This window comes from Acinetobacter sp. V2, assembly GCF_001188385.1.
Classification (GTDB): domain Bacteria; phylum Pseudomonadota; class Gammaproteobacteria; order Pseudomonadales; family Moraxellaceae; genus Acinetobacter; species Acinetobacter oleivorans.
Genome location: NZ_JZFB01000001.1, coordinates 1303804 through 1318041 on the forward strand (window position 1 = coordinate 1303804; position 14238 = coordinate 1318041).

A 14238-nucleotide genomic window follows, 5' to 3' on the forward strand; every position below is an offset into this window, starting at 1 on the left:
CCTTAAACATTTGTCTTAGTGCTATATAATCTTTATAGTAAACTGATCTTACATGACTGTCGCTTAGTATAATTCTCAACTAAGCACTTTATTTTTATAATTTCATGCCAAGATAGACATTAATACTGCAAAAGTGGAGTGAAAACTTTGGAAGCGCGCGTAATCGGTCTAGAAAAATTAGGGAAACACGATGTCGAACTCGTAGGTGGGAAAAACTCATCTTTGGGTGAAATGATCAGCCATTTATCAAATGCTGGTGTATCGGTACCTGGCGGTTTTGCAACTACTGCTGATGCCTATCGTGAGTTCTTAGATCAAAGCGGTCTTAACGCTCGAATTCAAGCAGAACTTGCTCAACTCAATGTTGATGATGTAAATGCCCTTGCTGAAACAGGTGCTAAAATTCGTCAATGGATTGTAGAGACTCCACTCACTGCAAACCTAGAACAAGAAATTCGCGCCGCTTTTACAACACTTTCTAACGGCAACCCAGAAATCGCGGTTGCCGTTCGTTCATCTGCAACTGCTGAAGATTTACCAGATGCTTCATTCGCAGGTCAGCAAGAAACTTTCTTGAATATTCGCGGTATTGATAACGTTCTTATTGCGATTAAAGAAGTATTCGCTTCTTTATATAATGACCGTGCGATTTCTTACCGTGTACACCAAGGTTTTGACCATGACGTCGTTGCACTTTCTGCAGGCGTTCAGCGTATGGTTCGCTCTGAAACTGGCGCTGCGGGTGTAATGTTTACACTTGATACTGAGTCTGGTTTCCGCGACGTTGTATTTATTACAGCATCTTATGGTTTAGGTGAAATGGTTGTACAGGGTGCCGTTAACCCAGACGAATTTTACTTATCTAAACCATTATTAAATGCTGGCAGACATTCAGTTTTACGCCGTAACCTTGGTTCAAAACACCAGAAAATGATTTATGGTGAAGAAGGTTCTGCTGGTAAATCAGTTGTCGTTGTTGATGTTGAGAAACAAGAGCGCCAACAATTTGCTTTAAATGATCATGAGTTACAAGAGCTAGCTAAACAAGCGCTTATTATTGAGCAGCACTACGGTGCACCAATGGATATCGAATGGGCAAAAGATGGCGATGATGGTCAAATTTACATTGTTCAAGCTCGCCCTGAAACAGTAAAAAGCCGTCAAAATGTAGGCACAATGGAGCGCTACCTTCTTAAACAAAGAGGTACTGTTCTTTGTGAAGGCCGTTCAATTGGTCAACGTATTGGTTCTGGTAAAGTCCGTATCATTAACTCAATTAAAGAAATGGACAAAGTTCAAGAAGGCGACGTTCTTGTATCAGATATGACCGATCCTGATTGGGAACCGGTAATGAAACGTGCTGCGGCAATTATTACTAACCGCGGTGGTCGTACATGTCACGCGGCAATTATTGCACGTGAACTTGGTGTACCAGCTATTGTCGGCTGTGGTAACGCAACAGAAGTATTGACTGATGGACAAGAAGTAACAGTTTCTTGTGCTGAAGGTGACACTGGCTTCATTTACGAAGGTGCTTTAGATTTCGAAGTTCAACGTAACTCAATTGAATCTATGCCTAAGCTATCGTTCAAAATTATGATGAACGTAGGTAACCCTGACCGCGCGTTTGACTTTGCTCAAATTCCAAATGAAGGTATTGGTCTTGCTCGTCTTGAGTTCATTATTAACCGTATGATCGGCGTGCATCCTAAAGCCCTACTCAACATTGATAGCCTACCGCGTGAAACTCGTGCTGCGGTTCTAACTCGTACTGCGGGTTATGCTTCACCAGTAGATTTCTATGTTGAAAAATTGGTTGAAGGTATTGCGACCCTTGCTGCTGCATTTGGTGACAAGCCAGTTATCGTTCGTATGTCTGACTTCAAATCAAATGAATATGCAAACTTGATTGGCGGTAAGTTATACGAGCCTGAAGAAGAAAACCCGATGCTCGGTTTCCGTGGTGCAAGCCGTTATGTATCTGATAACTTCCGTGACTGTTTCGAATTAGAATGCCGTGCACTTAAAAAAGCTCGTGATGAAATGGGTCTAACCAACATTCAAATCATGATTCCTTTTGTACGTACTGTATCTGAAGCAAAACGCGTTATTGAGTTACTTGCACAAAATGGTTTGAGACGCGGTGAGAACGGCTTAAAAGTAATCATGATGTGTGAATTACCAACTAACGCTTTATTAGCTGAACAGTTCCTAGAGCATTTTGATGGCTTCTCTATTGGTTCGAATGACTTAACTCAGTTAACGCTCGGTCTTGACCGTGACTCTGGTATTGTTTCACACCTATTTGATGAACGTGATGCAGCAGTTAAAGCCCTTCTTTCAATGGCAATCCATGCCTGCCGTAAAGCAGGTAAATATGTAGGTATCTGTGGTCAAGGTCCTTCAGACCATCCAGATCTTGCAAAATGGTTAATGGAACAAGGTATTGAGTCTGTCTCTCTTAACCCAGACTCAGTTTTAGATACATGGTTCTTCCTTGCTGAAGAAAAAATCAAACAAATCTAATATGTTATAAAAAAAGGCCCATCCGTGGGTCTTTTTTCATCTTTAGAATAGAGAATTTTTATTTATGCAAATTTACTTGGCACGTAATAATCAACAAGCTGGGCCTTACACCTTAGAGCAAGTAAATCAAATGTTGGCTAGCCAACAAATTTTGTTAACTGATTTAGCTTGGCATGAAGGCATGACAGAATGGAAAGCTTTAGGAGAATTAACCCAAGGTAAACTTGTATATCAACCTATCGGTTATTCTGCACCTGTTATAAACACCAGTAGCTCACCTAATGAAACTATTCGTCAAATTCGTGTAGAGCCTAAAATTCACGAACTTGCCTCTATTCAATCTCGAGCTTTGGCAAAAATTATTGATTTATTACTTTGGTTACCCATAGCTGCGATTCCTTCTTTTTTCTTTAATGAATCTCAATATAAGCAATTATTTGAATTGCAAAAACAAATGCAATCAGCTGAAGTTGCTTCAACTAAAGCAGCAGAGCTACAACATCAACTTTTTACTTTAATTCCTATTGAAGCTTGGCATTCTATGCTTGCTTACGTCGTAATCATGCTTGCAATTCAAGCCTTTCTTTTAACAAAATATGGGCAAAGTATAGGTAAGAAAATTGTTGGAATTAAAATCGTAGATGCTGAGAGCAATGGTAAAGTTAATTTAACTCGCATCTTCTTATTAAGAAGTGTTGTTTTCATCATACTCAACTTGTTGTTTATGCCTATTAGTACAATTATTGACTACGCTTTTGCATTAGGGCAAAAGAGACAGGCGCTACATGACAAAATTGCAAGAACAAAAGTGATCAAATGATAGTGAATGACTCATTCATTTAAGGTCTAAAAAAAAAGGAGGCACCCCGCCTCCTTTTTTCTATAGAGAGTTGATATTTAAATAAAAGCTCCATATTGATTCGATACCCTACAAAAAAAATCGGGTTTTAAAACAATTATTTCAGACTACTTTATGTATAGCTTAGTTTGTCGATATGAGGCATAATGCCCTACAACGTAGCGGTGTCATATAATTGAGAAGTCTAAATTTAAGGATTAGCGTTCTCAATCATGCGACACTTTAATCGCTATCCCATATTTAATTAGGGAATGGGACTCTTCACCGAGGTTGTAAAATGAGACAAACGATTTTAGCTGTATTGTCTTTATCAACGCTTGCCGCACTTTTGACTGGGTGTGGTGGTGATATGGTACTTCTAAACTCTAAAGGTCCAGTTGGTCAAGGTCAAAGTGACCTTATGATGACTGCGATCTATTTAATGTTACTTGTGGTGATTCCTTCAATCATCATGGCATTATGGTTTGGTTGGAAATATCGCGCGTCAAATAAAGATGCAGACTATAAACCTACATGGGCACACTCAACTACAATTGAAGTTGTAGTATGGGGTATCCCTGTCATTATTATTGGTATTTTAGCTTGGTTAACTTGGTGGGGTTCCCACAAGTATGACCCATACCGTCCTTTAGAATCAGATAAAGCTCCTTTAACTATTCAAGTTGTTGCAGAACAGTTTAAGTGGATCTTCATTTATCCTGAACAAAACATTGCAACTGTTAACGAAGTACGTTTCCCTGAAAAAACTCCGTTAAGCTTTAAAATCACCTCTAACTTTACAATGAACTCATTCTTCATTCCACAGTTAGGCGGCCAGATTTATGCAATGGCAGGTATGCAAACTCACCTTCATTTGTTAGCAAATGAAACTGGCGTATATCGTGGTTTCTCTTCTAACTACTCAGGTTACGGTTTCTCTCAAATGCGTTTCAAGGCGCATAGTGTTACAGAGCAACAGTTCAACGAATGGGTAGCAGCTGTAAAAGCGGGTAATGGTTCTACTATTAACCCAGAAGCAGTTCAAAAAACTACGCTTGACCAAGCTGAATTAGCAACCTTACGTGATGGTGACCGTTCTAAGCACCAGATCGAGCATTTAGTAAATCGTGCTAAAGCTGCTGGTGATCAAGAAGCGCTTGCTAAAGCTGAAGCTATGAAACCGTTCCCGACTAAGCCACACCCTGTGACTTATTACTCTTCAGTTGAACCACAATTGTTTGAAACAATTATCAACCATTATATGAGTAACTATCATGGTGTTGACCACTCTGCTGCGCATGCAACAGCTGAACACGCTGCTCAAGGGGAATAAGACATGGATATGATTTTTGGTAAACTGGGTTGGGACTCTATCCCGACAGAGCCAATCGTGCTTGTCACCATGGTCCTTATGGCACTTGGTGCAATTGTTGTGCTTGGCGGTATCACCTATTTCAAAAAATGGGGATACTTGTGGAATGAGTGGTTTATTACGGTAGACCATAAAAAAATTGGTATCATGTACATTCTTGTATCTGTGGTCATGCTTTTGCGTGGTTTCGCCGATGCAATTATGATGCGTCTACAACTTTTCCTCGCTAAAGGCGGCGGCGAAGGTTATCTACATCCAGACCATTACGACCAGATCTTCACCGCACACGGTGTAATCATGATCTTCTTCGTAGCAATGGGTCTTGTTGTTGGTATGATGAACATCTCTGTACCATTACAGATTGGTGCTCGTGACGTTGCATTCCCATTATTGAACTCTTTAAGCTTCTGGTTATTCGCTGGTGCTGCTGGTTTGATGATGCTTTCACTTGTATTAGGTGAATTTGCTGCGACTGGTTGGATGGCTTACCCTCCTCTATCTGGCATTCAATATTCTCCTGGTGTAGGTGTTGACTACTATATCTGGGCACTTCAGGTTTCTGGTCTAGGTACGCTTTTATCTGGTGTTAACTTCTTCGTTACCATCATCAAAATGCGTGCACCTGGCATGAAATTAATGGACATGCCTATTTTTACGTGGACTTCACTTTGTACGGCTGTATTAATCATTGCATCGTTCCCTGTATTAACAGGTACACTTGCAATGTTAACTCTAGACCGTTACTTCGGTTTCCATTTCTTCACAAATGAGCTTGGCGGTAGCCCAATGCTTTATGTGAACTTGATCTGGACATGGGGTCACCCTGAAGTATATATCTTAGTATTACCAGCATTTGGTCTATACTCAGAAATCGTTGCAACCTTCTCTCGTAAAGCGTTGTTCGGTTACAAGTCTATGGTGTATGCAACTATCGCGATTACAGTTCTTGCGTTCGTTGTATGGCTTCACCACTTCTTTACTATGGGTGCTGGTGCGAACGTTAACGCGTTCTTCGGTATCATGACCATGGTTATTGCGATTCCTACTGGTGTGAAAATCTTCTCTTGGTTATTCACCATGTATAAAGGTCGCATCACCTTTACTACTCCAATGTTGTGGACGCTTGGCTTCCTTATTACATTTGGTATCGGTGGTTTAACTGGTGTACTTATGGCTGTTCCACCTGCGGACTTCCTTGTACACAACTCATTATTCTTGATCGCTCACTTCCATAACGTAATTATCGGTGGTGTGGTGTTTGGTATGTTTGCCGGCATCATTTACTACTGGCCAAAAATGTTTGGTTGGAAGCTCAATGAAGCATGGGGTAAAGCTGCGTTCTGGTTCTGGTTCTTCGGTTTCTATTTTGCATTCATGCCACTTTATATCCTTGGTTTCATGGGTATGACTCGTCGTTTGAATACATATGACAACCCAGAATGGGACCCTTACCTTGCAATTGCATTATTTGGTGCTGTTCTCGTTGCGATTGGTATTGCATGTTTCTTAATGCAAATCATTGTTGGTTTCTTACAACGCAAAGACAACATGGACCTTACGGGCGATCCATGGGATGCACGTACGCTTGAATGGGCGACTTCTTCCCCTGCTCCGTTCTATAACTTTGCGCATGAACCAGATGCAAGCGGTATTGACCGTTTCTGGACTGACAAAGAAAATGGTGTAGCATACGCACGTAACACTAAATATGAAGACATCCACATGCCGACTGATCGTGCTGCTGGTTTTGTCATTGCAATGTTCATTACTCTTCTTGGCTTTGCACTCATCTGGCATATTTGGTGGCTCGTTGTTGTTTCATTCGTTTCAGCTGTTGTTAGCTTGATCGTAAGCTCATTCACTAAGAATGTTGATTACTACGTTCCTGCTGCTGAAGTTGAGCGTATTGAAAACGAACGCTATGCTTTACTTGAAAAACACTTGAAGAAGGACTAAGGAAATGGCTGAAGTACTTCATCACGACAACCACGGCCACGATGGTCATCATGAGCATGATGATACTGACTTAACGGTCTTTGGTTTCTGGACATACTTGATGAGTGACTTGATTCTTTTCGGATCACTCTTCATTGCGTTCGCTGTATTAAGCAGTCATATTCCACCAGGAACTCCAAGTGCATATGACCTGTTCCATGATTCATTAGGCTACGTGTTAACTGAAACATTTGCCTTATTGATTTCATCGGTAACTTTCGGTTTTGCTGTACTTGCATCTTATAAAAAGAATGTAAATCAAGTGATCACTTGGTTATTTATTACATTCCTTTTTGGTGCAACGTTCATTGGAATGGAGCTTTATGAGTTCCATCACCTTGTAGAAGAAGGTCATGGTCCAACTCACAGTGCATTCTTATCATCGTTCTTTACTTTGGTTGGTACACACGGTATCCACGTAACTTCTGGTTTAGTGTGGATGTTGGTATTGATGTATCAAATCAAAACTAAAGGTTTGACATTACCGAATACACGTCGTCTAGCTTGCTTAAGCTTGTTCTGGCACTTCCTTGACATCGTTTGGATCTGTGTATTCAGCGTCGTTTACTTACTGGGAGTTCTCTAATGAGTAGTCATGACCATAATGCTGCAGGTGCGTCACACGGTAACTTTAAGCAATACACTGTTGGATTTATCCTTTCTGTTATCCTCACCATCATCCCGTTCGGGATGGTGATGGCGGGTGGTTTCAGTCGTGGCATCTTAGTTACAGTAATTGCTATCGCTGCTGTTGCTCAGGTTCTTGTACAACTTGTGTACTTCCTACACATGAATACATCATCTGAACAACGCTGGAATATGATTGCATTCATCTACACAATCTTATGTATCGCTGTGCTTTTAATCGGTTCTGTGTGGATTATGAATTACCTTCACTACAATATGATGATCTAAACTGATTGTCATGTTGAAAAAATATTTATTCCTGACTAAACCAGGAATTCTCTTCGGTAATTTCATTACCACCTTGGGCGGCTTTTTCTTAGCCGCCCAAGGCTCTATAGACATCTTATTATTACTACTCACCTTACTTGGAACAACTTTAGTTGTCGCTTCTGGTTGTGTTGTAAATAATGTGATAGACCAAGACATCGACACAAAAATGCAGCGCACGCAAAACCGTGCATTAGTCAAAAAAACCATCTCTCCTACTGTTGCACTTATATATGCATTTGTTCTTGGACTTATCGGTTTTAGTATTTTGTGGTTCGGTGTAAATGCTTACGCTTTCTTGTTTGCAATGATTGGTTTTGTTGTCTATGTCGGTTTTTATAGTTTGTGGACAAAACGCACCTCAATCCATCAAACCGTCATTGGTAGTATTTCCGGAGCGAGCCCTCCTGTTATTGGTTATACAGCAGTAACTCATCATTTTGATGTAGCCGCTTTACTTTTGTTTTTAGCTTACGCGCTATGGCAAATGCCACATTCATGGGCAATTGCTATTTATCGTTTTGACGATTACAAAAATGCGGGAATTCCCATTCTGCCTGTTGCACGTTCTATTTATCGCACGAAAGTAGAGTGTGTCATTTATATTGTGTTGTTTGCAGCCGTATTGAATGGTTTATATTGTTTTGGCTATACCAATATATTTTTTCTAGTAACCTTTAATGCATTAACAGCATATTGGTTCTATTTATCAATTATTGGCTTTAAAGCTGAAAATGACCAACTTTGGGCTAAACGTTTTTTCCTTTACTCGGTCATATTAATTACCCTGTTAAGTTTGAGCTTTAGCTTTACCTATCAATCCCCTGCTCCAAATCTTCCTCTCTTTTAAATAAGGGAGGATTTCCTCCTCGATAGTAAAGAAGTTTTACTTTTCTCATCAAAAGATTTGTTTTTAGTCGAACTTTTACTTATAATTCAGCCTTCGCAAATTTTGCGACATAACTTTCAAGTTATGACTCCTTGCTTCTAATTTTTTATTTATTAGGGGCTGTTTAAACCGTAAGGAGCTGACAATGCGTCATTACGAAATCGTACTTTTAGTACACCCAGATCAAAGCGATCAAGTTGTAGGTATGGTTGAACGCTATATCTCTCAGATCAAAGAAGCTGAAGGTCAAATTCATCGTTTAGAAGATTGGGGCCGTCGTCAATTGGCTTACCCAATTAACAAAATTCACAAAGCGCACTACATTCTTATGAATGTTGAGTGTGGTCAAACTACACTTGATGAGTTAGAAGAATTGTTCCGTTATAATGACGCGATCATTCGTAACCTTATCATTCGTCGTGAACACGCAATCACTGAAGAGTCATTGCTTGCTAAAAGTGCTGAAGAAAAGCGTGCGCGTAAAGCTCAACGTGAAGAAGCACAGCAAGTTGCTCAAGACGCTGAATAAGGAGAACATCAATGGCACGTTTTTACCGTCGTCGCAAGTTCTGCCGCTTTACAGCTGAGAATGTTGTGTACATCGACTACAAAGATATCGATACTTTAAAACAGTACATCACTGAAAACGGCAAGATTGTTCCTAGCCGTATCACTGGTACTAAAGCTCGTTATCAACGTCAATTAGCTCTTGCTATCAAGCAAGCTCGCTACTTGTCTTTGATTCCGTACACTGACAACCATAAGTGAGGTGATCTGTGGACGTTATCTTATTACAACGCATTAAGAACCTTGGTAAATTAGGCGATAAAGTATCAGTTAAAGCTGGTTACGGCCGTAACTTCCTTATCCCTCAAGGTAAAGCAGTTGCAGCTACTGAAGCTAACACTGCTGCTTTCGAAGCTCGTCGCGCTGAACTTGAAAAGCAAGAAGCTGAAATTTTAGCTGCTGCTCAAGCACGTGCTGAACAATTGAATGAAGTTAACATCGTTATCACTGCTAAAGCTGGTGACGAAGGTAAACTCTTCGGTTCTATCGGTACTCGTGACATCGCTGACGCTTTAACGAATGCTGGTCTTACAGTTGACCGTGCAGAAGTTCGTTTACCGAATGGCGCGCTTCGTCACACTGGTGAATTCAACATCGCAATCCAATTGCACCATGATGTTGTTGCAGAAGTTCTCGTTACTATCGTATCTGAGTAATTTCTCATCAAAAAAAGAGCATGCTTCTGCATGCTCTTTTTTTATGTGCCCTATTTTTAAAATAAGATATATTAATTCCTGATCAGTTCTTTAGTTTAATTGGTTTTTTAATTAGGTAGTTTATTTCATTTTGTTTTAAGATAGTTCTCGGCCTCACAGGCTATTTGCGTACATCTTTCTTTATCATCAGGTCTAATTATGTCTCAGGCGAATGCCACTTCTTTAACTCTTTCATCTCCAACAGAAAATAAGACGAGTGAATCAGGCCAACTTAAAGAGTTTCGCACTCCCCCACACAATTTAGCCATTGAACAGGCTGTTCTTGCGGCCTTAATGACAGTTGCCGAATCTTTTGAACAAGTCAGCGACTTATTAAAAGAAAATGATTTTTATGCAACACGTCACAAATATATCTATCGTGCCATTGAGAAACTAGCACAAGAAAACTCTCCTTATGATGCTGTATTAGTAAGTGACTGGCTCTTAAAACAAAATTTACTCGATGCAATTGGTGGTGAAGAGTATTTGATGCAGCTTATGGCTGATTCACCATCAAGTTTCTATAACTTAGAAACGTATGCCAGTAAAATTAAAGAATTCTCTACGCTTCGTAGCATGATTAAAGTTAGTACGGAAATTTTACAAAATGCTTATGACACAAAAGGTCGTGGTGTTAGCGAAATTCTAGACTTGGCTGAAACAAGTATTTTCTCTTTAGCAGAACAGCACAATAACAATAAAAAGGATGCAGGTCCTAAATCTATTAGCTCTGTTACCGCCGATGTAATTAGTAAACTTGATGAACTCTCAAAACTCGATGGCAATATTACAGGTTTAACCACAGGCTTCTTAGAACTTGATAATAAAACATCTGGTATGCAGCCTGGTGACTTAATTATTGTTGCTGCACGTCCATCGATGGGTAAAACTACTTTTGCCATGAATTTGGTTGAAAGTGTTCTGCAATATAACAAGCTACCCGCTCTGGTTTTCTCTATGGAGATGCCAGCAGACTCTATTGCGATGCGTCTTATTTCCGCAATGGGTAAAGTTCACCAAGGACATTTACGTTCGGGTAACCTAGATGCAGATGAATGGACCAAGGTGACTGGTACCATTTTACAACTTCAACAAATGCATTTGTATATTGATGACTCATCTGCCCTACCTCCAACGGAACTTCGTGCCCGTGCTCGACGCGTTGCCAAAATGCATGATGGCAAAATTGGTTGTATCATGGTCGATTACTTGCAGCTTATGAAAGTTCCTGGCATGGGTGATAACCGTGTAGGTGAGATTTCAGAAATTTCACGTAGTTTGAAAGCATTAGCAAAAGAAATGCAATGCCCAGTTATCGCACTTTCCCAGCTCAACCGAAGTCTGGAAAACCGTCCAAATAAACGCCCAGTAATGTCCGACTTACGTGAATCTGGTGCGATCGAGCAGGATGCCGACTTAATTATGTTTATTTACCGTGATGAGGTTTATAACAAAGAGTCGAAAGAAGCTGGTACCGCAGAAATTATTATTGGTAAGCAGCGTAACGGTCCAATTGGTTCAGTCCGTCTTGCCTTTGAAGGTCAATATACTCGATTTAGTAATCTCTCTCCTGAGTATTACAGCCAATATGATGATGAAGAATAAACTCTATCTCTAGCCCAAAGGAGTAAATGAGGGTGCGCCAAGCAACAGTTTATATTGATAGCAATGCGCTTCAATATAATTTAAACCGTGTCAAACAACTCGCAGCAAATTCAAAAATTGTAAGTATGGTGAAAGCTAATGCTTATGGACATGGAATCAAAGACTGTTTAGCAGCCTTAAATGCCTCAGATGCCTTTGGTGTCGCCTGCCTACAAGAAGGTTTAGAAATTCGTGAACTCGGATTTCAACAACCTGTTACTTTAATTGAAGGGGTATTTTCTGAAGATGAAATGCCAATTGCAATTGAACAAAAATTTGAATGTGTGATTCACCATCAACAACAATTTGAATGGTTAATCAAACATAAGCAAAAATACATCGCTCACGGTTTAAAAGTCTGGGTTAAGCTTAATAGCGGCATGAACCGTTTAGGTTTTAAAGTCACTGAAATTATTGAAGTTATTAAAACTTTAAAAGCCGAAGGATTTACCTGTGTGCTAGCGATGCATTTCGCAAATGCAGATGTAGACCACCCGCTTAACGAACAACAAAAGCAACAATTTTTGCAAGTTAAACAAGCTTGTGATCCAGTTTTAGCATCTTGCTGTAACTCTGCTGCTATTTATAAATGGCCAGAATTACATTTTGATTATGTTCGTCCGGGTATTATGCTTTACGGCGCTTCACCTTTTGCAGATAAAACAGTCCATGATCTTGACTTAAAACCAGTCATGACTTTTTCAGCAGAAGTCATTGCACTAAACCATATTCAGATTAATGAGCATGTCGGTTATGGTTCTACTTTCTGTGCAAAGCAAGCAATGGATATCGCGATTGTTTCTATAGGCTATGGTGATGGTTATCCACGAACTTATATTAAACAGAACTATGTCGCTATTGATAAACAGCTCTGTGCAGTTGTAGGCCGAGTGAGCATGGATATGCTTGCAATCGACGTAACAGGTATGCAAGTAAAATTAGGTACACCAGTCGAACTTTGGGGTGCACACCGTTTAGTGGATGATGTTGCGGATGCAAACGGAACGATAGGATATGAATTACTCTGTCGCCTAAGCAATCGCCCCACTCGTAAAAGCAGTTAAATAATAAAATTAAAAAAAATCCAAGCATGCTTGGATTTTTTATTTAAGTATTCAAAACTTTATCGCCAGTAGTCATCAGTCGGTTTTGGCATTTCCTGTAAGCCGCGACGTAGAGTATCGGACCACTGCCGACTGATTTGTGAAAAATAAGGATCATCTTCTGTAATTCGTTTTCCCATCGGAATTACAAAACTATCTTTCATATAAATCAACGCATCTAGTGGTAAACCGACAGAAACATTTGAACGTAAAGTTGAATCAAAAGAAATTAAGCTACAACGTAATGCATCATCTAATGGCATTGCATAATATAAAGCCCGGTCCAGAATCGGTTTGCCATATTTACTTTCACCAATTTGAAAATAAGGTGTATCCGTCGTTGCACAAATAAAATTGCCTTGTGGATAGACATTATAAAGTTGCATGTCACCACCTTTAATCTGTCCACCCACCAAAATACTACAGGCATAATTCATTTGTTCTTGGGTGTCCGAACTAATATCCTCTAAAACAGCTTTTAAAGTTTTACCAATAAGTTCTGCTGCCTCGAACATCGTATTAACACTATATAAATTAGGCTCTTGCTGCAAAGTAAGCGCATTTTGCAAATGACCTATAACAGCTTGTGTTGTGGCTAAATTACCGGCTGTTTGCAAAGCAATAAAACGTTCTCCGGTAACGCCGAAAGTATGCAATTTTCGGAACACAGAAATATGGTCAACTCCTGCATTAGTCCTCGTGTCACTAATAAACACTAAACCTTGTTCCAATCTTAGCGCACAACAATAAGTCATTTCATTCTCTTTACATTCAACATGCCAACACTTGAACCACAGACATCATGTTCTCAACTCCACCTTGCTCTCTTACACCACGAATAGGTGCCACATCGAGATAGTCACGGCCAACTGCAAGGTAGATATGATGTTTGGGTGTAAACAACTGATTGCTTACATCAAAACAATACCACTGATTTTCTACAAATACTTCCGCCCAAGCGTGACTGGCAAGGTGCGGATAGTTTTGATCAAATAGATAACCAGAGACATAACGTGCTGGTAATTGTAGCGCACGACACATTGCAATTAAAACATGAGCATGATCTTGGCATACACCTTCTCCAGCATGAAAGGCTTCAGTTGCAGTTGTCTGAACTGAAGTACTTTCAGGCTGATAAAGTATTTTCTGCAAAATATATTCACTTAATAATGCAATATGCTGTCGATCTTTGACTACTACAATATTTCTAGCAAAATCCAACATTTCTGAATCACATCGGGTTGCACCTGTCAGCTGTAAAAACAAATTTGTAGGTGTAGATAAATTTACACAACCTAGCTCTACATCTTGAAGCTCAACAATCCCTTGAGCCATAAATGTAAGATGTTGGTATTGATAGCGCTGACTAGCCGTCATCCAGACATTGTTAAATATGTCCCTTTTGATCGTTTTGTCACCCGGCACGCTAATTGCCCAATTCATAACATGTTGATGCGGCGATGTTTGAGGCATCATTTTAATATACTGAATACTGTTTTGAGCAGTTTCCGTATAGCTATAATGCGTTTGATGATTAACCATCAATTTCATAATTAGACCTCAAACATATTTTCCAACTGCTGCGTAAAAGTATAATAAGCGTCCCACGTAAGTTGCTGTTTCAGCACTTGCCAATTTTGATCTATAGTCTCCCA

The 14238-nt window shown here is 39.8% G+C and carries 14 protein-coding genes; 12 read left to right on the forward strand and 2 right to left on the reverse strand.

Going from position 1 to position 14238, the window contains the following annotated elements:
- Positions 1 to 138: 138 nt before the first annotated feature.
- The 12 genes from ppsA (at position 139) to alr (ending at position 12544) form a co-directional block, all read left to right on the forward strand.
- The gene (ppsA, locus tag UC75_RS05965; RefSeq protein WP_171056848.1) at positions 139 to 2526 is read left to right on the forward strand and encodes a phosphoenolpyruvate synthase; all 2388 of its coding nucleotides are present in this window, start codon (positions 139 to 141) and stop codon (positions 2524 to 2526) included.
- Positions 2527 to 2590: 64 nt separating this feature from the next.
- A complete protein-coding gene (locus UC75_RS05970) occupies positions 2591 to 3346 on the forward strand; it encodes an RDD family protein (RefSeq protein WP_049837016.1) in 756 nt (251 codons plus the stop codon).
- A gap of 316 nt (positions 3347 to 3662) precedes the next feature.
- Positions 3663 to 4697 carry a ubiquinol oxidase subunit II gene (gene cyoA / locus UC75_RS05975; protein ID WP_004791463.1) on the forward strand — a complete coding sequence of 345 codons (1035 nt, stop codon included), beginning with the start codon at positions 3663 to 3665 and terminating at the stop codon, positions 4695 to 4697.
- A 3-nt stretch (positions 4698 to 4700) separates the two neighbouring features.
- Positions 4701 to 6692, forward strand: a complete 1992-nt coding sequence (gene cyoB, locus UC75_RS05980) for a cytochrome o ubiquinol oxidase subunit I (protein ID WP_004791462.1) — start codon at positions 4701 to 4703, stop codon at positions 6690 to 6692.
- A 4-nt stretch (positions 6693 to 6696) separates the two neighbouring features.
- The gene (gene cyoC, locus UC75_RS05985) at positions 6697 to 7317 is read left to right on the forward strand and encodes a cytochrome o ubiquinol oxidase subunit III (RefSeq protein ID WP_005306751.1); all 621 of its coding nucleotides are present in this window, start codon (positions 6697 to 6699) and stop codon (positions 7315 to 7317) included.
- Positions 7317 to 7646 carry a cytochrome o ubiquinol oxidase subunit IV gene (locus UC75_RS05990; RefSeq protein ID WP_004643325.1) on the forward strand — a complete coding sequence of 110 codons (330 nt, stop codon included), beginning with the start codon at positions 7317 to 7319 and terminating at the stop codon, positions 7644 to 7646. The genes cyoC and UC75_RS05990 overlap by 1 nt, the downstream gene beginning before the upstream one ends.
- A gap of 10 nt (positions 7647 to 7656) precedes the next feature.
- A complete protein-coding gene (cyoE, locus tag UC75_RS05995; RefSeq protein WP_005306754.1) occupies positions 7657 to 8535 on the forward strand; it encodes a heme o synthase in 879 nt (292 codons plus the stop codon).
- Between the two features lie 184 nt (positions 8536 to 8719).
- A complete protein-coding gene (gene rpsF / locus UC75_RS06000) occupies positions 8720 to 9103 on the forward strand; it encodes a 30S ribosomal protein S6 (RefSeq protein WP_004791455.1) in 384 nt (127 codons plus the stop codon).
- 11 nt (positions 9104 to 9114) lie between these two features.
- A complete protein-coding gene (gene rpsR, locus UC75_RS06005; RefSeq protein WP_004791454.1) occupies positions 9115 to 9342 on the forward strand; it encodes a 30S ribosomal protein S18 in 228 nt (75 codons plus the stop codon).
- 8 nt (positions 9343 to 9350) lie between these two features.
- A complete protein-coding gene (gene rplI, locus UC75_RS06010) occupies positions 9351 to 9797 on the forward strand; it encodes a 50S ribosomal protein L9 (protein WP_004700828.1) in 447 nt (148 codons plus the stop codon).
- A 198-nt stretch (positions 9798 to 9995) separates the two neighbouring features.
- Positions 9996 to 11441 carry a replicative DNA helicase gene (gene dnaB / locus UC75_RS06015; protein WP_004791451.1) on the forward strand — a complete coding sequence of 482 codons (1446 nt, stop codon included), beginning with the start codon at positions 9996 to 9998 and terminating at the stop codon, positions 11439 to 11441.
- A 32-nt stretch (positions 11442 to 11473) separates the two neighbouring features.
- Entirely contained in the window at positions 11474 to 12544 is a 1071-nt protein-coding gene (alr, locus tag UC75_RS06020; RefSeq protein ID WP_128825139.1) for an alanine racemase, read from the forward strand.
- Positions 12545 to 12603: 59 nt separating this feature from the next.
- On the opposite strand, the gene UC75_RS06025 is transcribed toward alr, so the two are convergent.
- Positions 12604 to 13338 (reverse strand): proteasome-type protease, encoded by a 735-nt coding sequence (locus UC75_RS06025; RefSeq protein ID WP_004791447.1) that lies wholly within the window; start codon positions 13336 to 13338, stop codon positions 12604 to 12606.
- Positions 13339 to 13354: 16 nt separating this feature from the next.
- Positions 13355 to 14134 carry a transglutaminase family protein gene (locus UC75_RS06030; protein ID WP_049837018.1) on the reverse strand — a complete coding sequence of 260 codons (780 nt, stop codon included), beginning with the start codon at positions 14132 to 14134 and terminating at the stop codon, positions 13355 to 13357.
- Positions 14135 to 14238: the final 104 nt, after the last annotated feature.